Source organism: Streptosporangium sp. LJ11, assembly GCF_051918945.1.
In the GTDB taxonomy this organism is placed as follows: domain Bacteria; phylum Actinomycetota; class Actinomycetes; order Streptosporangiales; family Streptosporangiaceae; genus Streptosporangium.
In genome coordinates, this window is record NZ_JBPXMB010000015.1 from 1 (window position 1) to 20,246 (window position 20,246).

24 protein-coding genes and 1 tRNA gene are annotated in these 20,246 nt (G+C 68.5%); 15 read left to right on the forward strand and 10 right to left on the reverse strand.

Going from position 1 to position 20,246, the window contains the following annotated elements:
* Window positions 1-243: helix-turn-helix domain-containing protein (locus tag ACTOQ3_RS22075; protein ID WP_440085240.1), on the forward strand; the 243-nt coding region annotated here is incomplete at its 5' end.
* Window positions 197-1,546: a tyrosine-type recombinase/integrase gene (locus ACTOQ3_RS22080; RefSeq protein ID WP_440085241.1), complete on the forward strand. Its 1,350-nt coding sequence runs from the start codon at window positions 197-199 to the stop codon at window positions 1,544-1,546. The genes ACTOQ3_RS22075 and ACTOQ3_RS22080, both read left to right, overlap by 47 nt.
* Before the next feature lie 85 nt (window positions 1,547-1,631).
* Here ACTOQ3_RS22080 and ACTOQ3_RS22085 read toward each other — a convergent pair.
* A tRNA-Ser gene (locus ACTOQ3_RS22085) sits at window positions 1,632-1,721 on the reverse strand.
* Between the two features lie 272 nt (window positions 1,722-1,993).
* Window positions 1,994-2,557: a YceI family protein gene (locus tag ACTOQ3_RS22090; protein ID WP_440085242.1), complete on the reverse strand. Its 564-nt coding sequence runs from the start codon at window positions 2,555-2,557 to the stop codon at window positions 1,994-1,996.
* Window positions 2,558-2,654: 97 nt separating this feature from the next.
* On the opposite strand from ACTOQ3_RS22090, the gene ACTOQ3_RS22095 reads away from it, so the two are divergent.
* Entirely contained in the window at window positions 2,655-3,170 is a 516-nt protein-coding gene (locus ACTOQ3_RS22095; protein ID WP_440085243.1) for a MarR family winged helix-turn-helix transcriptional regulator, read from the forward strand.
* Between the two features lie 191 nt (window positions 3,171-3,361).
* Here ACTOQ3_RS22095 and ACTOQ3_RS22100 read toward each other — a convergent pair whose 3' ends face one another.
* Entirely contained in the window at window positions 3,362-3,874 is a 513-nt protein-coding gene (locus tag ACTOQ3_RS22100) for a SigE family RNA polymerase sigma factor (RefSeq protein WP_440085244.1), read from the reverse strand.
* A gap of 296 nt (window positions 3,875-4,170) precedes the next feature.
* Here ACTOQ3_RS22100 and ACTOQ3_RS22105 point away from each other — a divergent pair, with 296 nt between their 5' ends.
* Complete coding sequence (locus tag ACTOQ3_RS22105) at window positions 4,171-5,121, forward strand: hypothetical protein (protein ID WP_440085245.1); 951 nt, start codon at window positions 4,171-4,173, stop codon at window positions 5,119-5,121.
* 5 nt (window positions 5,122-5,126) lie between these two features.
* On the forward strand, window positions 5,127-5,972 hold the full coding sequence (locus tag ACTOQ3_RS22110; RefSeq protein ID WP_440085246.1) for a MauE/DoxX family redox-associated membrane protein: 846 nt from the start codon (window positions 5,127-5,129) through the stop codon (window positions 5,970-5,972).
* Window positions 5,973-6,091: 119 nt separating this feature from the next.
* Here the strand turns inward: ACTOQ3_RS22110 and ACTOQ3_RS22115 are convergent, their stop codons facing one another.
* Both ACTOQ3_RS22115 and rplK read right to left on the reverse strand, forming a co-directional pair.
* On the reverse strand, window positions 6,092-7,264 hold the full coding sequence (locus ACTOQ3_RS22115; protein WP_425581868.1) for an AAA family ATPase: 1,173 nt from the start codon (window positions 7,262-7,264) through the stop codon (window positions 6,092-6,094).
* A 420-nt stretch (window positions 7,265-7,684) separates the two neighbouring features.
* On the reverse strand, window positions 7,685-8,107 hold the full coding sequence (gene rplK, locus ACTOQ3_RS22120) for a 50S ribosomal protein L11 (protein WP_440085247.1): 423 nt from the start codon (window positions 8,105-8,107) through the stop codon (window positions 7,685-7,687).
* Between the two features lie 54 nt (window positions 8,108-8,161).
* Between rplK and ACTOQ3_RS22125 the strand changes: the two genes are divergently transcribed.
* Both ACTOQ3_RS22125 and ACTOQ3_RS22130 read left to right on the forward strand, forming a co-directional pair.
* Window positions 8,162-9,064 carry a MerR family transcriptional regulator gene (locus ACTOQ3_RS22125; RefSeq protein WP_440085248.1) on the forward strand — a complete coding sequence of 301 codons (903 nt, stop codon included), beginning with the start codon at window positions 8,162-8,164 and terminating at the stop codon, window positions 9,062-9,064.
* A gap of 57 nt (window positions 9,065-9,121) precedes the next feature.
* Window positions 9,122-9,925, forward strand: a complete 804-nt coding sequence (locus ACTOQ3_RS22130) for a M15 family metallopeptidase (protein WP_440085249.1) — start codon at window positions 9,122-9,124, stop codon at window positions 9,923-9,925.
* A gap of 67 nt (window positions 9,926-9,992) precedes the next feature.
* On the opposite strand, the gene ACTOQ3_RS22135 is transcribed toward ACTOQ3_RS22130, so the two are convergent.
* On the reverse strand, window positions 9,993-11,111 hold the full coding sequence (locus ACTOQ3_RS22135) for a DUF4328 domain-containing protein (RefSeq protein WP_440085250.1): 1,119 nt from the start codon (window positions 11,109-11,111) through the stop codon (window positions 9,993-9,995).
* 158 nt (window positions 11,112-11,269) lie between these two features.
* On the opposite strand from ACTOQ3_RS22135, the gene ACTOQ3_RS22140 reads away from it, so the two are divergent.
* Entirely contained in the window at window positions 11,270-12,133 is an 864-nt protein-coding gene (locus ACTOQ3_RS22140; RefSeq protein WP_440085251.1) for an NUDIX domain-containing protein, read from the forward strand.
* A 112-nt stretch (window positions 12,134-12,245) separates the two neighbouring features.
* On the opposite strand, the gene ACTOQ3_RS22145 is transcribed toward ACTOQ3_RS22140, so the two are convergent.
* Complete coding sequence (locus ACTOQ3_RS22145; protein WP_440085252.1) at window positions 12,246-13,058, reverse strand: PrsW family glutamic-type intramembrane protease; 813 nt, start codon at window positions 13,056-13,058, stop codon at window positions 12,246-12,248.
* Window positions 13,059-13,110: 52 nt separating this feature from the next.
* The gene (locus tag ACTOQ3_RS22150) at window positions 13,111-13,707 is read right to left on the reverse strand and encodes a cadmium resistance transporter (RefSeq protein WP_440085253.1); all 597 of its coding nucleotides are present in this window, start codon (window positions 13,705-13,707) and stop codon (window positions 13,111-13,113) included.
* Window positions 13,708-13,818: 111 nt separating this feature from the next.
* On the opposite strand from ACTOQ3_RS22150, the gene ACTOQ3_RS22155 reads away from it, so the two are divergent.
* From ACTOQ3_RS22155 to ACTOQ3_RS22175, 5 genes are all read left to right on the forward strand, one after another.
* Complete coding sequence (locus ACTOQ3_RS22155; RefSeq protein WP_440085254.1) at window positions 13,819-14,505, forward strand: hypothetical protein; 687 nt, start codon at window positions 13,819-13,821, stop codon at window positions 14,503-14,505.
* A 60-nt stretch (window positions 14,506-14,565) separates the two neighbouring features.
* Complete coding sequence (locus tag ACTOQ3_RS22160; protein WP_440085255.1) at window positions 14,566-14,988, forward strand: hypothetical protein; 423 nt, start codon at window positions 14,566-14,568, stop codon at window positions 14,986-14,988.
* 3 nt (window positions 14,989-14,991) lie between these two features.
* Complete coding sequence (locus ACTOQ3_RS22165; RefSeq protein WP_440085256.1) at window positions 14,992-15,378, forward strand: hypothetical protein; 387 nt, start codon at window positions 14,992-14,994, stop codon at window positions 15,376-15,378.
* A 164-nt stretch (window positions 15,379-15,542) separates the two neighbouring features.
* Window positions 15,543-15,779 carry a hypothetical protein gene (locus ACTOQ3_RS22170; RefSeq protein ID WP_440069583.1) on the forward strand — a complete coding sequence of 79 codons (237 nt, stop codon included), beginning with the start codon at window positions 15,543-15,545 and terminating at the stop codon, window positions 15,777-15,779.
* A 149-nt stretch (window positions 15,780-15,928) separates the two neighbouring features.
* Window positions 15,929-16,822, forward strand: coding sequence for a protein phosphatase 2C domain-containing protein (locus ACTOQ3_RS22175; protein ID WP_440085257.1), 894 nt, complete (start codon window positions 15,929-15,931; stop codon window positions 16,820-16,822).
* Window positions 16,823-16,867: 45 nt separating this feature from the next.
* Here ACTOQ3_RS22175 and ACTOQ3_RS22180 read toward each other — a convergent pair whose 3' ends face one another.
* Window positions 16,868-17,608 (reverse strand): hypothetical protein, encoded by a 741-nt coding sequence (locus ACTOQ3_RS22180; protein WP_440085258.1) that lies wholly within the window; start codon window positions 17,606-17,608, stop codon window positions 16,868-16,870.
* Between the two features lie 392 nt (window positions 17,609-18,000).
* Window positions 18,001-18,561, reverse strand: a complete 561-nt coding sequence (locus ACTOQ3_RS22185; RefSeq protein ID WP_440085259.1) for a flavoprotein — start codon at window positions 18,559-18,561, stop codon at window positions 18,001-18,003.
* Window positions 18,562-18,927: 366 nt separating this feature from the next.
* On the opposite strand from ACTOQ3_RS22185, the gene ACTOQ3_RS22190 reads away from it, so the two are divergent.
* Together ACTOQ3_RS22190 and ACTOQ3_RS22195 are read left to right on the forward strand one after the other, a co-directional pair.
* The gene (locus ACTOQ3_RS22190) at window positions 18,928-19,176 is read left to right on the forward strand and encodes a cell division protein SepF (protein ID WP_362688623.1); all 249 of its coding nucleotides are present in this window, start codon (window positions 18,928-18,930) and stop codon (window positions 19,174-19,176) included.
* Window positions 19,177-19,508: 332 nt separating this feature from the next.
* A complete protein-coding gene (locus tag ACTOQ3_RS22195; protein WP_440085260.1) occupies window positions 19,509-20,069 on the forward strand; it encodes a hypothetical protein in 561 nt (186 codons plus the stop codon).
* Window positions 20,070-20,246: the final 177 nt, after the last annotated feature.

Consider the following 20,246-nt stretch of genomic DNA (forward strand, 5'->3'; position numbering starts at 1 on the left):
GAACCACTGTTCTACCGGCCCAAGGACGCCGCCGTGATGCTCGGCATGAGCCGTACCGCCGTCTTCCGACTGATCAAGTCCGGCGAACTGAAGTCGATCAAGGACGAGGGATATCGACTGGTCCCCGGTGGGCGCTTCACGAGTTCGCGCGTGCCCTGGAGGCCAAAGCGGGTCTCTCACATGACGAGGCGGCGTGATGGCGACCAGGAAGCCCAACGGCCGTTCTTCCATCTACCTCGGTAAGGACGGCAAGTGGCACGGGTGGGTCACTGTCGGGGTCAAGCCGGACGGTTCACCCGATCGCCGGCACCGTAAGGGCAAGACCCAAGCCGAGGTGACCGCCCGCGTTGCCAAGCTGGAAAAGGAGCGTGAGGCGGGCCAGGTCAGCAAGCCGGGCAAGGCGCCTACCCTCGCCGAGTGGATGGCCGAATATCTCGACGTGATCTGTGCTCGGCTCGTCGCCTCGGGCACGATGGCTCCCCGGACGCTCGACGACTACCGGTCCAAGACGGAGCACTGGATCAAGCCACTGCTCGGCCGTCACCGGCTCGACAAGCTCACGCCGGAGCACCTCGACCAGGCGTATTCGACCATGATGGAAAGCGGGCTCTCGCCCAGCACCGTGCTCAAGATCCATCGCATTCTCTCCCGCGCGCTCAAGATCGCGATTCGCCGGAACAAGGTGGCCAAGAACGTCGCGACGCTGATCGACGCACCGGTGGCCAACGATCCTGACCTTGAGCCGCTGACCCGCAATGAGGCGCGCAAGGTTCTGGAAGCCGCCAAAACCAGGCGCAACGCGGCGAGGTGGTCGGTCGCGCTGTCGCTCGGGATCCGCCAGGGGGAAGCGCTCGGGCTGCGGTGGTCGTTCGTCGACCTGGAAACCGGTGTCATCAAGGCGTGGTATCAGGTGCAGCGCAAGCCATGGGAACACGGCTGCGACGACCCCCACGAGTGCGGCAAGGAGTGGCATCGCTGGCCGTGCAAGAAGAGGTGCACCGAGCACAAGCACCGGCCGGACTGCGCCAAAGCATGCAAGAGGCACGGTCACGTCTGCCCGAAGCGCACATGTCCCAAGGACTGCACCGGTCACGCCGATCGCTGCCCCAGGCGCACGGGTGGCGGCATGATCTTTCGTCAGCGCAAGGGCCGGAGCAAGCTCACCCTTCAATGTCCCCCCGAATTACTGCCTTTCCTGCGGGCTCATCGCGACGCACAGGCGGCCGAGCGGGAAAAGGCGGGAGATCCGTGGGAAGAACATGATCTTGTGTTCACCACCCGGCATGGCAGGCCGATGGAACGGAGCGAGGACTACAAGGCGTGGAAAGCGCTCCTGAAGCGGGCGGGCGTCCGTGACGCACGACTCCATGACGCTCGTCACACGGCCGGAACACTCCTTGTGGAACAAGGTGTGCACATCCGCGTCGTACAGGAGATCCTCGGCCACGCGCGGGTGACCACCACCGAGCGCTACACCCACGTGGCCGGCGCGTTGATGCAGGACGCGAGCACCCGCATGGGAGCCGCCCTCTGGGGCGACGCGTGAGAACTGCAACCCAAACTGCAACCCTGACAGGGTTCAGAGATCAAAAAGGCCCTCTCCCAAGACTCGGGAGAGGGCCTCTGATCTGCGGAGGCTCGGGGATTTGAACCCCGGATGGGCGGTAAACCCAAACCGCATTAGCAGTGCGGCGCCATAGACCTGACTAGGCGAAGCCTCCTGGTTGCCGTTCGGCTCAGCACAGAGTACCGGCCATCAGGCAAGGCGGCAAAGCGGTTGACGATCGCGTCTCGGGCAAGAGTTGGGGGAGAGTTATCCACAAGTAGTGGATAACTCTCCCCGCCCCTGTGGACAAACTGAGGAGTCCGCAGCTGAGCACGGTGGAAATCCTGTGGATTCCCAGTTCGCGAGACACCACATCTCAACAAGTGGACACCATTGAGGCCTCCCACCGCCTGCCGGGACGGGAGAGACCTCGGGTGGTCACGAAGATCAGGCGGCCGGGTTGGCCTCGCCCTCGATCTCGATCTTGATCTTCTTGCCGACCAGGACGCCGCCGGTCTCCAGCGCCTGGTTCCAGGTCAGGCCGAACTCCTCGCGGTCGATCTCGGTCTTGATCGAGAAGCCCCAGACGTCCTGGCCCCACGGGTTGGTGCCGGCGCCGCCGTACTCCACGGTGAGCTCGACCTGCTTGGTGACGTCGCGGATGGTGAGGTCGCCGACGAGGGTGAACTCGTCACCGGAGTGGCCGAGGACGCGGGTGCTGCGGAAGGTCAGCTCCGGGAACTTGTCAACGGAGAGGAAGTCGTCGCTGCGCAGGTGGTTGTCACGGTCGGGAGCGCCGGTGGTGATGCTCACCGTCTTGATCGAGAGCTGCGCGGAGGAGTCCAGGGGGTTCTCGGCGATGGTGACGGAGCCGGCGAACTCGTTGAACTGACCGCGAACCTTGCTCACCATCATGTGCTTGACGACGAAGCCGATCTGGGTGTGGGCGACGTCCAGAGCGTAGGTGCCCGGGGCGGGGATCTGAAGGTTCTCCCAGGTCCGAGTGGTCATTTTTCTGCTCCCGAAGAGGTGTTGCCGAGTGGATGCTTGCGTCAACAGATTTCTACACGAGGAATATTCCTCTCGTCAACTACTGTCCGGTAGAGTGATGAGAGTGAACCACTTCGACGACTCCCGGCTGACGGCGATGGGCCTCCTTGCCGAGGTCTACACCGGCATCTCAGCGAAGACGCATGAGTCCTTCGTCGCCGCGAAGCTCTCAGAGATCGACTTCGAGACGTTGATCAGGCTGGCGCGCTCGCCGCAGCGGCGGCTGCGGATGAGCGACCTGGCGGCGCAGACGGGGTTGTCCACGAGCGGGACGACCCGGGTCGTCGACCGGCTGGAGCGCGAGGGACTGGTCACGAGGCAGGCGTGCTCCAGCGACCGGCGGGCCTCCTACGCGGCCATCACCGAGGCCGGTGCCGACCGGCTCTGCGGCGTCCTCCCGCAACACCTGATCGACATCGACACCTGGTTCACCGGGCTTCTCCCTCCCGCGCAGCTCGAGACCTTCCTCGACACCCTGCGGACCATTCGCGACGCCGTACGACCGTGCGCCACCGCGGGAGCGGAGGACCTCCGGCCGGAAGCGGAGGAGACCACGCTCATCTCGTCCGAGTGACGCGTCCATCCGGCACGAAGTCCCGCGAGTTCCACACAGGTTCCGTGCGAGTCCCCCGCCGGGTGCGCGAGTCCTTACGAGACCCGTGGGCGACCGGTAGAGATTCCGTACGGGCGAACCGGCGGGGGTTCCCGCACAAGGTGCGCCGGTGAAGGTTCGCAGGCGAACCGGCGGGGGGCGTGCCGGCCACCTCAGATCTGCGGTTCCAGATGCCGCGGTTCGGAGGTGAGGTCGCCCCGGAGCTTGGCCATCCCCCGGGAGACCGTGCTCTTGACCGTCCCGACGCTGATACCCAGGGCCTTGGCGATCTCCGGCTCGGTCATGTCCTCGTAGTAGCGCAGGACGACGGCGGCCCGCATCCGGGTGGGCAACCGGTCGAGGGCCTGCTCGACGCGCTCGGGCAGGTGCTGGGCGCTCGCGACGACCGGCTCGGGGAGTTCGCTCGACGGATACTCCTCCAGCTTGCGCCGCCGCCACCAGGAGATGTTGATGTTGACCATCGCCCGGCGCACGTAACCGTCCAGGGCGGTACGGTCCTGGATGCGGTCCCAGGCGAGGTAGGTCTTCACCAGCGCCGCCTGCAGCAGGTCCTCGGCGTCGCTCGGGTGCCCGGTGAGCCGGTGGGCGGCACGCAGCAGTGCCGGGCCGCGAGCAACGACATACTCGCGGAACTCCTCGTCGGTCCCGCCGGCCACCGCGATCACCAGCCTGTGCTCCAGGTGCGTATGGTGGCCAGAATCGCAGCCAGATCCCATACTGCGGCTGAACCGAAATCTATATTTCATCCCGTCAACGGTAAAGATCAGCTTCGATGGGCGATGGAGCCTACAAGAAGGTTTAGATAGCGGTTTGTCATCAGGCAGACACCAATGCGTTCTACCGGGGAGGGGAACTTTAGTACCCGGTTGGACACCTGCCGTGATTATTGGTGGAGCGGACAGCGGGATTCCGCGAAGCGTGTGACGCTGGCTGCGACACCTTGCAGAACTGGGGAGCGACGATGCCCTATCGCAGCGCCGATCGCCGCCGTACGCTGGCGGCCGCCGCGCTTGGCCGGACCGTTCAGGAACCGGGTCCCCTCCCCGCGGAAGGTGAGCTCTTCCAGGCGGTCAGCGGCACGATCCTCGACGTCAGCCCGCACCTGATCGTCATCGACACTCCTGACGGCGACGAGGAGCGGCTCGTCATCGCACCGTGGGCGACCGCCTGGCGCGGGGAGGCCGTCAACCCCGCCGACCTCTCCCCGGGGTCCAATGTGATCATCAAGGCGCTGCGGGCCGGCCGGGTCGCGGACCGGATCTGGGCGGACATCACCAGGATCACCGGAGTGATCCAGTCGATCGGTTCCGAGGGCAAGGACCACACCGTGGAGCTGTACTGCGGGCCGCACCGCGGGCGGCGCACGATCGTCATCCCCTACCGGTCCTCCGGGCGGCTGCGGGTCAGGCACCCGCAGTTCGAACCCGGTTACCTGTTCGACGCCATCGGGGTCCGTGAGGACGGCACGGCACTGGCGCGGCTGCCCGCGACCTCGCAGCCGCCCTACCGGTGGACGGCCGTGCCGCCACCGCCCCCCGGCTACGTCGGCGTGCAGTCGCGGATCTCGGGCACGGCCACCTGGTCGGACACCTTCGACTGCGGGGAGCAGGGGGTGGCCTACCCCATGCTGGAGCGGGCCGACACGGCGTGCGACGACACCGGGGTGTCCTGCGCCGGCTTGCCCTACCTGGCGCTGGGGTCGATGCTCAACGTGCGCAACGTGTGCGCCGGGCGCACCTCGGTCCTGCCGATCGTGGCGTGCGGCTGCCTGGCCGGCCGGTTCTGCGATCGGTGCCTGGAATGTGGCACCTCGCCGCGCGGCCGGATCCTGGAACTGTCCCCGAGCTCCTTCGTGGAACTCGGCGGAGACCTGACCACCGGGTGCTTCAACGCCCGGCTTGGAATGGGGTGACACAGATGCTGACGACGATCGCCGCCGCGCAGTTGCCGGTCGTGTTCCTGCTGCTGGCCGCGGGTACGGTCGCGAAGATCTGGACGGTCGTGCGCGAGGCCGAACCGGGCATGCTGAGCAGGCTGGGACCGGCCGTGCTGGTGCCCGAGCGCTGGCGCGCGCCCGCGATGCTGGGCTGCGCGCTCGGAGAACTGTTCCTGGGGAGCGGGCTGCTGCTGACCGGCCATCCGCTCTTCCGATGGGGAATCGGCGGGTTCTTCGCGGTCTCCACCTACGTCCTGTGGGAACTGCGGCGCCGTCGCCCGGACGTGGGCTGTGGCTGCTTCGGCGAGGTGAGCGCGCTCCCGGTGGGACGGCGGTCGCTGGGACGCACCATGGTGCTGACGGCCATGTCCCTGGGACTGGTCTGGACGCCCGAGATCCCCGGCTGGGTGGCGATGGCGGACCTGACGTGGGCGCACGCGCCGGCCACGCTCACGGGACTGCTGGTGCTCGCCGCGCTCTCACCGGAGATCGAGGAGACGGTCGCCAGGCTCCGCTACCGGGCACCCTGCGAGCAGCGCCGCCTCGACCCGGCCTCCGCGCTCGGGCGGCTGCGGTCGAGCGCGGTCTGGCGCTCACACGAGGAAGTGCTGTTGAGCAAGGACCCGGTCGACAGCTGGCGGGAGCTGTGCTGGCGGTTCTTCGTCTATCCGGGCAACAGCCACGCGGGCGACCCCGTCGACGTGGTCTTCGCGATCTACCTGAGCGGGCGGCACCCGGCGGTGCGGGTCGCCATGGTCGGCTCTGACGGGCAGCCGGTGAGGACCGGAACTCTGCCGGAATCTCTGCCGATATCGGCTGGACACTAGAGAACCCTAGATTTTCCTAGGGCAGCATGATTGAGCTCTATATGGCTCTCTAGCTTCCCCACTAGAGAGCCATATAGAGGGCTAGGGTCTCCCTCGCATCATATCGAACAAATGTTCAGTCAGACCGGTTGTGACCGCAGGAACTTTCCGAAGTGCGGCACGGTGAACGCGATCAGCCCGCGTTCCGCGCTGTAGATCAGGCCCTTCTTGATGAGGCTGTCGCGAGCCGGGGAGAGGCTCGACGGCTTGCGGCCGAGCCCTTCGGCCACCTCGGCGGTGGCGACGGGCTCGTCGCCGATGGCGGCCATGGCGTGCATGTAGTCGCGCTCGGCGGGGGTGGCCCGCTCGTAGCGGCTGCCGAAGAAGCCGACCGCGAGCTCCTCCTCGGCCTCCGGCGCGGAGACCCTGATGTCGTCGGCGGTGATCGGGCTGCGCAGTGCCAGGTCCCAGGCGACCTTGCCGTACGCCTGGACGAAGTAGGGGTAGCCGTCGGCGGCCACGTAGAGGGCGTCGAGGGCGTCCTGGGTGAACTCCACGCCCTCGCTCTCGGCCGGGGCGATGAGCGCCAGGTCGGCCGCCTCGCGGTCGAGACGATCGATCCTGGCGTAGCGGAAGAGCCGCTCGGAGTAGCTCTTGCTGGCCGACAGCACGCTGGGCAGGTGCGGCAGCCCCGCGCCGACCACGATCAGCGGGCCGCCGCTCTGGGAGAGCTCGTGGCAGGCCGCGCAGAGCGCCGAGACGTCGGGGGCCTGCACGTCCTGCATCTCGTCGATGAACAGCGCGATGCCGACACCCAGGTCGGTGGCGACCGCGGCGGCGTCGACGAACAGCTCGGTGAGGTCGATCTCCAGGTCTCCGGAGTCGGCGCGCCCCCGTCCCGCGGGCACGTCGATCGCGGGCGACCAGTGCGAGGTGCCCTTGGCCGCGGAGGGGTCGCGCATCGCGAACGCCTTGAGCACGCCGAGGAACTCCTCGATGCGCTCGGGCGCCCGATGCCTCGGGGCAAGCTCCCTGACCGCCATGTGCAGGGCGGCGGCCACCGGGCGCCGGATCGACTGGTCGGGCCTGGCCTCGATCTTGCCGGTGCCCCACAGCCGTTGCATGGCCATCGACTTGAAGGTGTTGAGCAGAACGGTCTTGCCCACGCCGCGCAGCCCGGTGACCACCATGCTGCGCTCGGGGCGCCCTCGGGCCACCCGTTCCAGAACGATCTCGAACTGCTGTAGCTCGCGGTCGCGACCGGCGAGCTCTGGGGGGCGCTGTCCGGCACCGGGAGCGTAGGGATTGCGCACGGGGTCCACGCTCTCGGACTTTATGACGGGATATAGCGGCCGGCTTAGAATTCCGTAGAAAGTGCTACGGCGTGTCGCGCCGCGCTCCGCCGGCGACCGGGGAAGCGGGGGGCACGCCGTCGGCGGCACCGCGAGCATCGCCATGGCACACCCCTTCACCTGCGAGAACGTCAGCCCGAACCCGTGTTCGATCCCGTGCCCATGACTGTAGCGCGGGTTCGAACACAGGCGCGATACGTTTCGGTGAAAAGCCTTCCCAAGGAATGTGGACCCCGCGCCGAGCCGCCACGAATCAGACCGGGAGCCGCACCGGGCCGCACGAGGGACACAAAGGGATGTACAGGGACGTGACGGGGACGGAGGAGGACGGACGGGGACGCGTGGGGACGCGGCAGGGATGCGCGGGCGCGTGCGGGTGACTCAGTCCCGGACGGTGAGCCCCATCGAGCGCGCGGTGCCGGCGACGATCTTCTCCGCCTGGTCCAGGTCGGCGGTGTCGAGGTCGGGCAGCTTGGTCCTGGCGACCTCTCTCAGCTGCGCACGGGTGATCACTCCCGCCGCCTGGTGACCGGGGCGGGAGCCGCCCCGGTCCAGGCCGACGGCCCGGCGGATCAGCGAGGCCGTGGTGGGCATCTTGATCGCCAGCTCGAACGAGCGGTCCTCGAACACGGTGACGACGACGGGGACGACGAACCCCCGCCGGTCCTGGGTGGCCGCGTTGTACCGGCGGCAGAACTCCATGAGGTTCAGGCCCAGCGGGCCCAGGTCCTTGCCCACGGTGGCGGGACCGGCCTCACCGGCCGGGAGCTGCAGTTTCGCGATCCGACTTACCTTCTTCGACATGCCCGCCAAGCTAAAGTCTCCCGTAACTGGAAACTCAACGGAATAATCGAGGTCATGAGCTATACGATCGGACAGCTCGCCAGACTCTCCGGGCTGCCGGTGAAGACGATCCGCTTCTACTCCGACATCGGGGTGCTCCCCGAGCGCGGCCGCACCCGGAGCGGTTACCGCCTCTACGGCGACGAGGACCGCGGGCGGCTGGAGCTCGTCAGGACGCTGCGCGAGATCGGCGTCGACCTGGCGACCATCAGGTCGCTCGGCGACCGCGACCTGGGCGAGGTGCTCTCCCTGCACCTGCGTACGGTGGAGACGCAGATCAGGGCGCTGCAGCGGACCCGGGCGGTGCTCAGGGCCACCCTGGAGCGGGACGAACCCGCCGACGAGGACCTGCGCCGGCTCAACGCCCTCGGGCGGCTCGGCGCGGCGGAGACGGCGGCGCTGGTGAACGAGTTCGTCGACGAGGTCGCCGGCGAGAACGCCGTCAAGCAGGAGTGGCTCGGCGGCCTGCGCGAGGCCATGGTGCCCGACCTGCCCGACGAGCCGGGCATCGAGCAGCTCGACGCCTGGCTGGAGCTGACCGAGCTGCTCGCCGACGACGGTTTCCGCGCCGCGCTGCGCGAGATGAGCGGCGACTTCTGGGAGAACGCCTCCGAGATCGACGTGGCGGCCTGGCACGAGGCCAACACCCTGGTCACGAAGACGGCGCTGGCCGCGGCGCGGGACGGGGTGGCCCCGGACTCGCAGGCCGCCGCGCCCGTCGTGGCCGAGCTCGTCGCGGTCCTGGCCGGAGCGCAGAGGCGCGCCCCGGAGTCGGTCGTACGGGACTACGCGGAGCACGACCCGCGCGCCGGGCGATACTGGGAGCTGGTGGCCGTGGTCAACGGCACGCCCTGGCCACCGGAATCCGTGATCGCCCACGAGTGGATCGCCGCGGCGGCCGCCTCTCACCTCGGATAGCCGGTCACCTACAATGACTTTTTGTCGCTTTTGTCCGTTTTTCTGAGGGGGCGGCACGTGTCAGATTCCAGATTCACGATCCGCACGCGGGCCGTGCTCGCGACGACCGTCGGCTGCCTGGCGGCGGCCTCGTGTGGCACGGCCGCCTCCCAGCCCGCCCCCGCCGCGCCTCCGGCCACCTCGGCGCCGATCCCGGCATCCTCGTCCGCCACCGGTGCGTCCGCCCCGGAACCGACCGCCGCGACGCCGACGACCGGCCCGTCCACCACCGTGTCGCCGACCCCGACGGGCCCGCCGGCGTTCTCCGCGAAGGTCTCCCGGGTCCCCCGCGAACGGCTCGAATACTCGTGGCGGCCCGGATGCCCGGTCCCGGTGAGCGACCTGCGGCTGATCACGATGACCTACTGGGGCTTCGACGACAAGCCGCACACCGGCGAGCTGGTCGTGAACAAGTCCGCGACCGACGACATCGTCGCCGTCTTCCGCCGCCTGTACGCCTGGCGCTGGCCCATCTACAAGATGCGGCTCGTCGACGTCTACAAGGCCGACGACTACGCCTCGATCGACGACGACAACACCTCGGCCTTCAACTGCCGCCCCGCGGAGGGGTCGAGCAGCTGGTCCAGGCACGCCTACGGCCTGGCCGTCGACATCAACCCGCGCGAGAACCCGTACATATACGCCAACGGCACGGGGTCCCACAAGAACGCCCGCAAGTTCTTCAAGCGCCCCGTCCGGGCTCCCGGGGTGATCAACCCGGGCGACCGCGTGGTCAAGGCCTTCCAGCAGAGAGGCTGGGAGTGGGGCGGCTACTGGTCCGGGATCAAGGACTACCAGCACTTCTCCAAGGGCGGGAACTGAGACTCGCGGAAGCGCTCGTCCGGTGGTCCCGGGCCGCTGTTCGAGGGGGCGTCGGCGGGGACCGGGCTCAGCCGTACGCCGGTGAGACGTCGGCGGGCTGGAGCAGGTCCCAGCGGTTGCCGTACAGGTCCCGGAAGACGACGACCCGGCCGTAGGGCTCGTTGCGCGGGGCCTCCTCGAAGACGACGCCCGCCGACAGCAGCCGCTCGTAGTCGCGGGCGAAGTCGTCCGTGTGCAGGAACAGGCCGACCCTGCCGCCGGTCTGGTCCCCGATCCGGGCCTCCTGCTCGGGGCCGTCGGCGCGGGCGAGGAGCAGAGCCGTCTCCCGGGCGCCACGTGGGCGGACGGTCACCCAGCGCTTGCCGCCGCCCAGAGGCGTGTCCTCCAGAAGCTCGAAGCCGAGGACGTGGAGATAGAAGCCGATGGCCTCGTCGTAGTCACGCACGACGAGAGTGGTGAGCCCCAAGTAGGACCCCACCGGCGGCCCGGGCCTCTTCAGGGGCCGTCCCCCCGCCGGCAGGCCGGCACGGGCGGTCTCCTGAAGCTTGGTGATCGTCAGGACGACCCGGGCGGCGAGCACGCCCGTGACGATCGGCAGCGGGACGCAGGCGACCAGGGCGATGGTCTCCAGCGCGGTCATTCCCGCGTTCCCGAAAGCCACGAACGCCACCTCCATCACCGTCCACAGCAGCCACGTCAGCCACCACGCCCAGACCAGACCCGAGCGGCGTCCCCGGTAGAGGTCGGTTCCCGGCCGCAGCCCGCCGGGCCGGGAGGTGGTCAGAATGTCGTCGACGAGCCCCTTGGGGACGAACAGGTTGACGAGGGGAGCGAACCACCCGAACACCAGGAACGGCGTGGCGTACCTGTGGAAGACCCCGGGAGAGATCGCGTACGCGTTGCCCCGGGCGCGGAACAGCCAGCATATGAAGGCGATGCCCGCCAGCAGGGGGATGATCGAGAAGAGAAGGACGGCCGGGGAGAGGAGCAGCGTGTACAGGGCGTTCCACTGCCGGACCGTCAGCCACGACCAGCCCTCCCGGGAGACGAGCAACAGCGTCGAGGCGCCGGCGGAGGCGACCGAGCTCAACGCGATCAGGGTGAGGGCGACGGTCGCGTACGCGCGGATCGGCCGCAGAAAGCGAACGGGCGCGAAAAACGCGCTCGGGTAGACGCTCGAGTGCATGGGAGTCCTTCAACGAGGATCAAGGCGGCCAGTATGTCGGATTACGACATAGCGCCATTAATGCTTTTCCGCCTGTCGACGGCCTCCTCCGCCACCGGTGTCTCCCCGGTGGCCGGGGGCGGGGAGTACGCGTCCGTGCCCTGATGCATCATTGGTCCATGACGGCCGGGGACGGGGACGGATGGGCTCGCTGCGATCTCGGGCACCGGCACTGGGGGGTGCACGGCGCGGCCGGCCTGCTCGCCGTCCATCACGACGCCACGGACGGCCCCCGCGTCCTGATGCAGAAACGCTCCGCGTGGAGTCACCACGGCGGCACCTGGGGGCTGCCGGGCGGTGCCCGCGACAGCCACGAGGACACGATCGACACCGCCCTGCGCGAGGCCTTCGAGGAGGCCGCGCTGGACGGCACCGGTCTGCGGGTCCAGGGCGTCTACCTCGACGATCACGGCGGCTGGTCCTTCGAGACCGTGATCGCCGAGGCCGCCGAGCTGCTGCGCGCGATCCCCGCCAGCACCGAGAGCGACGACCTGCGCTGGGTTCCCGCCGAGGAGATCACCGCCAAGAACCTCCACCCCGGTTTCGCCGCGACCTGGCCGGTCGTCGGCCTCGCGCTCGCCCCCTCCCTCGTCGTCCTCGACGTCGCCAACATCGTGGGCGCCCGCGCCGAGCACGGCTGGTGGCGGGACCGCGCGGGGGCGGCGGCCAAGCTGCTCGCCGAGGTCGGCGCGCGTGCCGCCGACGGCCGGGTGACCGCGCCCGACCGCGCCCCGGTGCTGGCCCGCTGGTTCCCCAGGCTGACCGCGGTCGTCGAGGGTGCCGCCCGCGACACCGCCCCCGCGCCCGGTGTCTCCGTGATCGCCGCACCGGGCAGCGGGGACGACGCCGTCGTCCAGGCCGTACGGGACGCCCGCCCCTGGGAACGCGTCCTGGTCGTCACCGCCGACCGGGGGCTGCGCGAGCGGGTCACGGAACTGGGCGCCGAGGTCATCGGGCCTCGGTGGCTGCTGGCGCAGGTGTGATGTTCCACGTGGAACATCGACGCGACATCGCACGATGAGAGGCGTGTCCGAGCTTCGCAACCGTCTCGCGCACCCGTGAGGTCACGCGCGGAACGGCTCCGGTTCAGTCAGGTCAGGCCCGGGACGGCTCCGGTTCCGGGATCGGCACCGGTTTCAGATCTCGGGTGGCCCGGTGGAACAGCCAGTAACTCGCCGCGGCGACGGCGAGGAAGAGCAGCCTGGCCGGCCCGGGGATGTCCAGGACGAGCAGGCCGTCGCTGAGCGAGTGGAGCGTGGCCGCCGCGACGAAGGCGACGACGACGGGCAGGGTCACGACCGCGCGCCTTCTGACCTGCCAGGCCCCGAAGGCCACCGCGCAGACCAGGCCGGTCCAGACGAGGTGGCTGAAGGGGGTGCTGAGGCCGCGCAGGAAGAGGACCGTACCCGCGCCCACGGCACCGTCGTGGTTGGCGATGCTCTTCCAGGCGTAGGCCATCGACTCCATGATCGCGAACCCGGTCGCGCAGGACAGGCCGAGCGCGACCCCCGCGGCCTTGGTGAGGTGACGGCCGGTGAGCGCGACCGCGAGGGGCGGGACGAGTTTCGCGGGTTCCTCGATCCAGCCGACCCGCAGGATCGAGGTGCTGTTCTTCTCGGAGATGAAGAGCGCGTCGAAGTAGCCGCCGAGCAGGAGGGCGACGCCTCCGCCGAACAGGAACATGCCCATCAGCGTCATGGGCGGCACGCTGGTGGCGACGTGGATACGGTCGTGGATGGCGAGCAGGAGGGCGAGGGGCCCGGCCGCGGCCCCGTAGAAGAAGGCCGCGGGCAGGAGCGCCTGGTTGCCGGCCGCCTGCATCATGGCGATGAGCGAGAAGGACAGAACGATCAGGGCGATCCACACTTTGAACCATCGATGCCGATAGAAGCGCAAATGGTCTCGCATGGTAAGTAATTCCCCAGTACGTTTGCCCTAGATTCGGGTGATTTGTCGATATTTATCTAAATATCGACTCCGCCACGATGACGGCGCCGATGACCATGAACACCACGGGCACCAGCCACGCCCCCGTCCGCTCCACCAGGGCGATCACCTTCCTGTGCGACCCGAGCCAGGAGGCCGCCGCGCACCAGACCGCGACGAGCACCGCGAACACGGCCACCGTGACGGCGCCGGACGCCGGGCCGATCGTGCGGAGCATCGGGGTGTAGACGGAGATGTTGTCGGCCCCGTTCGCGATGGTCACCCCCGCGATCGAGAGCACGCCCGAGGCGACCCGGGGTGCCCCGTCGTCGCCGTCGCCGTCGCCGTTCTTCCCGGCTCTCCCGGCCTTGACCAGCCCCCACACCCCCATGCCGAACGGCACCAGGCCGAGCAGTCCCACCCAGCGGTCCGGCACCACCGCGAGGCCGAGCGCCGCCGCCGCCGAGACGGCCACCAGCGCGGCGATGCCCGCGTACTGGCCCACGACGATCTGCCAGGGGCGGGGAACGCCCCCCGCTCTGGACGCCAGGAAGAGCACCGTCAGAATGATGATGTCGTCCACGTTGGTACCGGCGAAGACGGCGACGGCCGTACCGATCGTCTGAATCACGCGCGCATTATGTCGGCTCCCCTTCCGGGTACGCGATGACCGTGGTCAGCCGAGAACCACGGACGTTATGATCACCTTCATCCGCTCTTGCCATTTCCCCGGAGACCGCACGTGGGCTATCCGCCGCAGTACGGCCAGCCGCCGCGGGGCGAGACGGGACGAGGGCTGGTCGTGATGGTCGTCATGGCCATCGGCGTGGCCATCGGGGCCGTCGTCACCGTCTTCATGGTGTTCAACCCTCCCTCGTCGCCACCGAGCGCGGCGACCCCGGCGCGCGGCGGCGAGCACTCGGAGGCCTCGGTCCGCCAGGCCGTCCAACCGGCGCTCGACGCCTACAGCAGCGGGTTGTACGGCGACTTCTGGGACCTGTGGACCACCGAGGCGCAGGGACTGATCGCCCGGGAGGAGTATGTGCGGCTGTTCGAGATCTGCCCCCCGATCCTGCCGAACTCCCCGCTCACCATCGCCACCGTCACGATCACCGGCGACCTCGCCAGGGTCCAGGCGACCCGGCTCGACGACTCGACGGACTTCGACTTCGCCTTCGAGGGCGGTACGTGGCGGTACGAGCCCTCACCCGAGGAGCGGCTCACCTACCAGGCCCCGGTCGACCAGATAGCCGAGCAACGGCGGGCCATGGGGTTCTGCGGCGCGGCCGCCCCCACCTCCACCCCCGGTGCGCCCACCCCCACCCCTCCCACCGACCCCTCCGTGCCCACCGGCCCTTCGGCGCCCGCCGTTCCTACGAATCCCACTGTTCCCACCGATCCCACCGCTCAGCCGCCCGGGTTCCTGTAGTGATGACCTTTGGCCCAGAAGTGCTGCCATAATCGACAATTCACAGCTACTGTCGAACGCATGGCCCACTCCATGCCGGCATGGCGAGACGGCACAGGATCGGAAAAACCATCATCGAATGATCACGATGGCGCCAGACAAGAGTCGGATTCGGTTCCGCTGTGGCTGGCCCATCTCCAGCTCAGAGAAGGACAAAAGGCGATCGGCACGCCGACTTCCGATACATCTATCACCATAGAGCTGGATAAAGCGGATTATGAGGCGCTTTCCCGTAAGGCGCGACTGACCGGAAACCGGGTCGCCGACGTGCTCCACGCGGCCGTCCAGCGAGAGATCGGCAACAAACCTCACGTGATCACCCTGATGCACCGCTGGAACCTGCATCGCGAAGACCTCGACACGGCGGCCGACTCCCTCGGGGTCGACCAGCTCTCCGAGGCGGAGTGGGGCCAGATCGGCATACGCCGTTTCCGGAGGCGCTGAGCCATGCTTCCCGGTCGAGTGCTCGACGTGAGCGCACTGGTCGACATCGCGGTGGCGAAGACCGAATACTCCCGGAGCGTCGCCGCCATGTGTCTCTTCCGTGGCGGCGGGATATGCGTCCCGGCCACCAGCCTCGCGGCCGTCCTGTCCATCTCCCCGCTCTCGACCCAGGAGGAGCTGTTCGAGCTCGTCACGACGCCCGGCGTGAGGATCGACGACTTCACCCACGGGAAGGTGGGGGACATCGCGGAGATCCTCGACGGGTCGCGCGACATCACGGCCGGACACGTCGTCTGGTGTGCCCGCGCCACCCGCTGGCCCATCCTCACCGATCGCGGGGCGGAGCTCATCCAGTACGACCAGAACATCGGGATCGACCCCCTGCCCTAGCGATCTCCGCTCCTGGTGGCCCACGGCGGTCTCGGTGACTACGGCCCTCGCGAGGCCCGGACCGAGGAGGGGGCCGGGCGCCCATACCTTTCCCGTCGAAAATGATGCCAAATATCGTCACGCGCACGATCGATTTTCGGGGCCGAGGCTTTCACACTGGGAGAGTGACATTCCAGACGAGGCGCATCAAGCTAGACATTCCTGACGGACCAGAATACGACCAGGTGCGCGATATGCACGGTCACGCGGTCACGGTGTTCGCGTCCACGGAGATCAACGGTGAACGTTCCCTGAAAATCGGCAGCCGGACTTTGCTGCTGAGGAAGGTGGGGGTGGACGAGGACGACGAGGGACCGATGGACGTCTATCGAGCCGAGTCGATTTCGGAGCCCTCTTACTGACGTCGTGGCGGTGCGTCACGGAGGTACACCGCGAGGGATGTCCGGGTGGGGGGGCGCGCGGGAATACGCCGTTCCAACGGGGGAACTCGTGAGGGAAACGTGCACGCCCGTCCAGCGCGGGCCCGTCCAGCACGAGGAGCCCCGAACCGATGCGCATCACCTTCGCCACCGAAGCGGCACCCGGCAGACAGAACGCGGACACCGGAAACGCCAGGAACGCCGGAAACGCCGGAAACGCCGGAAACACAGCGGGCAACGACGACAACGAGGACTTCTTCGGGGCGACCCCGGACGCCTTCGTCCTCCTCGACGGCGCGGGCACCCCGGCGGGGGCGGAGTCCGGGTGCGATCACGGCGTCAGCTGGTACGTCCGTTCCCTGGGCTCGACCCTCCTCGCGGGCATGACGCAGGACACCGGAACGCTCACGGAGATACTCGCGAACGGGATAAAGGCCGTCGCCTCCCTCCACGACTTCGTCTGCGACCTCACCCATCCCGGATCACCGTCCGCCACGGTGGTGATGGTTCGCCGTACGGCGGGCGACCTGGACTTCCTCGTCCTGGCGGATTCCGTCCTCGTCCTGGACGTGACCGGCCAGGCGGAGCCGACGGTCGTCTGCGACGACCGGGTGGATCAGATCGGCAGGGCGCACCGGTCGACCATGGACGGCCTCGCCTACGGAAGTTCCGAGCGTGTCACCGCGCATCGGGAGTACGTGGAGGCCATGCGGGACCATCGCAACCGCGAGGGCGGTTTCTGGATCGCCGCCGTCGACCCGCTCACCGCCGAGCAGTCGCTCACCGGCACGCTCCCCTCCCACCGGGTACGGGCGGTCGCCCTGCTCAGCGACGGAGCCTCCCGGCTCGTCGATCGGTTCGAGCTGGCCACCTGGCGTGAGGCCCTCGACACCCTCGAACGGTCCGGCCCGGGAGAGCTGATCCGCCGGGTCCGCGAGGCGGAGCACACCGACCCCGAGGGCTCCCGCTGGCCCCGGACGAAAATCCACGACGACGCGACGGCCGCCTACTGCCTGTTCGGCTGATCCCCGGCCCGCCGGCCCGCGTGGCAGGTGATCATCCGATGCCCCTCACCCGGACGGCGCCGGGCCGTCCAGATGGTGGAACAGCTCGTGCGCCGAACCGATGCTCGCGCGCAACGCCTGCTCCAGCTCGTCGGCCTCGCCGGTGAGATGCCCGATCTCGGGCATGCTCAGGCCGTCGGCCCCCGACTCGGCGAGCAGTTCCTCGTAGCGGGGCAACCGCTCCACCAGCGCCTCGATCTGGCCACGGGCCCGGTAGGCACGTTCGGCGTCGGCGACATGGGCCGCGTAACGCTCGAGCGCCTCGACCCTCGCGGTGACGGCGCTCTCGCTGCCGGCGAGCACGCGCTCCAGCGGCTTCATCGCGGCCGCCACCTCCTGGGCGACCCCGCCACGCATGAGATCGCGGTGTTCTCCACGCAGGGAGGACAGCTTGGCCAGCAGGCGTGCGACCTCCCATTCCTGCGGCGGCAGCATGACGGCGTTCCGTACGTCGTCGAGCAGTCCCTCGGCGTTGACGCGCGATCGCAGGACGGAGTCGACCGCCAGCCGCGCCCGGCCGAGCAGGCGGCTCGCGGCGGCGTCGAAGTCGTCGGGGAGAAGGTAGGAATCGCGGTAGCGGTGCGCGAGCTCGAACAGTTCCTGCTCCGGGCTGTCGCTCTCCTCGGAATCCCTCGCGGCCCTGATCGCCGCGAAAACGAAGTACGCGAGCATGACGAGCAGCAGGATTCCGAGCCCGGCCCCTTTTTCGAAGGAAAGCACCGCCAGAAAGCCGACCGCCGCGAACATACCGGCGACGGCCGGGAGAACCGCGGATCTCCTCGGCGGATTCTCCAGCGGCCTCCAACCTGCCCGTATGCGTTTGAGCAGGGATGGATTCGCGCGAAACAAACCCGCGACCTCGGGCGGCAGCCCGGGATCGACCACCACACCGGGCCGCTGCCTTCCTGAGCCTTCCAGATCCCACCGTCCTTCCTTCCGGTGGTCATTGTAAGACCCGGAAGCCCGATGACATATGAATCCCCGGCCGGGAGACGAAGAACATCGGAACAGACCGGAAGCATGAGAATCGATGGTTATTTCACGTCGCACAATGACTGTGGACACATAATGAGATTCTGGTGCAGACCGATAATCGCGGAGAATCGACGCGTCTCATGGCGCCGGTTCCTCGCCGCTCACTATGACCGATCAGCGCGCGTCCGGCGAGCCTGTTTTCCTGAGATCTCCGTGAGAGCGAGGGCCCAGGGGTGGCCCTCCCCGCTCTCGTCTCCGGTGTCGGCCGGGTCGGACTCGGAAGCGCTGGGCAGGACACGGACGCCTTCGGCCCGGAGTCCTTCGACGCTCCGGCGGAACGGCGCGCGGGTGGCGAGAGCGTCGTTGACGAAGGGCAGGACGACCACGGGGATGCCGAGGCCGGGGGCTTCGGCGAGGAGGCCGAGGGCGTAGGTGTCGGCGATGCCCTGGGCGAACTTGTTGACGGTGTTGTACGTGGCGGGGGCGACGATGATCGCGTCGGCTCGCGGGGGCTTGGGCTCGTCCGGTGTCCGGTACCGGCTGCGGACGGGGCGTCCGGTCTGCCGTTCCAAGGCGGGGACGTCGACGAAGTCCAGCGCGGACGGGGTGGTGACGACCTGGACGGTCCAGCCCTCGTCCTGGGCGAGGGTGACGAGACGGCCGACGTCCCGGGCGGCACCGGCCGCGCACACGATGACCTGAAGAAGCCGGCCGGACTCGTTCACGCGATCACTCCCGGGGACGCGGGTGGGTTCAAGGGGTCAGCGGGTTCACGATTCCACAGGGCTGTACCCCGTGAGATCAACGGGTTCACGATTCCACAGGGCCGCACCCCGTGAGATCAACGGGTTCTCTCCGCGAGGAGATCCTTCGCGGCCTGCGACGCCTTGGCGGGGGATCCGGCGTCGAACGGCCGAGAAGCACGTCGTCGAGCGGCGCCCGGCTCCCAGGACCTCCCGGGACGAGCAGCACGTCACAGGAATCGATCCCGGCGAACGCCGCGCTCACGGTGAGAGCCGGGACCGGCGACGTGCCGTCCCGCGCCCCGGAAGGCGCCTTGACGGGCGTGACGGACGGTGGAGACTTGTCCGGTGGTCAAAACACTACGTCCCCAGAACTACAACGAAGCGATCTACGTCGGGCACTTCTTCCGTACCGGCGTACCGGTGGTGATGGACCTCACCGCGCTACCGGACGACGAGGCGAAGCAGTTCGTCGACTTCGCCGCCGGCCTGGTGTTCGGCAGAGGCGGGGACATGGACCGCCTGTCACCCAAGGTGTTCCTGCTGATGCCCCGTGGACTGGGCAATCGGGTACCGGTCGCCGAAGAGGCGCCGTAGGCGGGTGACGTGCCGGTGGTGCGGCGGGTCGACCGCTCCCCGGAAAACGCCGGGCGGTCGTCGTACACGGCCCGCGCCGGTGTCCTTCGCCCTGCACAAGAGCCGGTCATGACGAAGAGCCGGTGGTGTCGTCTCCGGCCTGGGTCGAGGTGGCGGTGGCGGACGTGGTCGACGCGTGGCGGTCGTGAGCCGAGAACGCCGGTTCGCGGGTGGCCGCCCGGCCGGGTCGAAGGCCGGTTCTCACCGGGGTGAGCCCAACATGCCATGCTTTTCGTCTCATGCGGTACCGGTGCCGGGAAGCAGGGCGGATGCGAGTCCAATGGTGGTGGTCGGTGACTGCGTTGCTCGTGCTTCTTCCCTCGGTCACGGCCTGGTTCGGCAGCGAGGTCATCGCGAGCACCGGCCTCTTCCACTACGACTTCCACGTCATCGACGGGATCGGGATCTTCCCTCTGTCTCAGGGCCTCGGCATCGGCTACCTGGGCTCCGTCGGCATGGACGTCATGCAGGTGCTGTGGAATGCCGAAATCATCGTGCTGGCCTTCGCGCTGCCCGTACCCATGGTGGCCGTGGCGGCCCTGCTCCGGCGAAGGTGGCGGGATCGAACCACCCTGGTCCTGGCGGTCGTCCTGGCAGCTCTCGCGGTGGTCAATCTCGCCGCCAACATCGTCGGCCCCTGGTCGGACCTGACCCACTGCCCGCCGGCCGATTACCTGTCGCTCCCCAGCTGGTACTCCTGCTACCGGAACGGCACAGGTGTCGGCATCCCGCCTTTCTTCTACGGTCCTGCTTACGCCTTCGCCGCCTACGTCCTGATCGAGATCCATCGTCGTAACCTCACCGATATGCCTCATCGCCCTGAGGTGCAAAGCGGCGTCGACGTCGTTTCCTGACGTTCGCCCCGCGGACGGGACTCCGTGAAACACGCCCCTGTCTCGGATCCGGTGGTGACAGAACGTTCTGATACGCCGGTCGGTGCGCAAGAACTGACGTTTTCGGGTGCGGCCTCTCCTTTCATCGGAGAGGCCGCACCCGTCCCCTTCGCCGGTCGGGCTTCAGGGGCTGTTTCA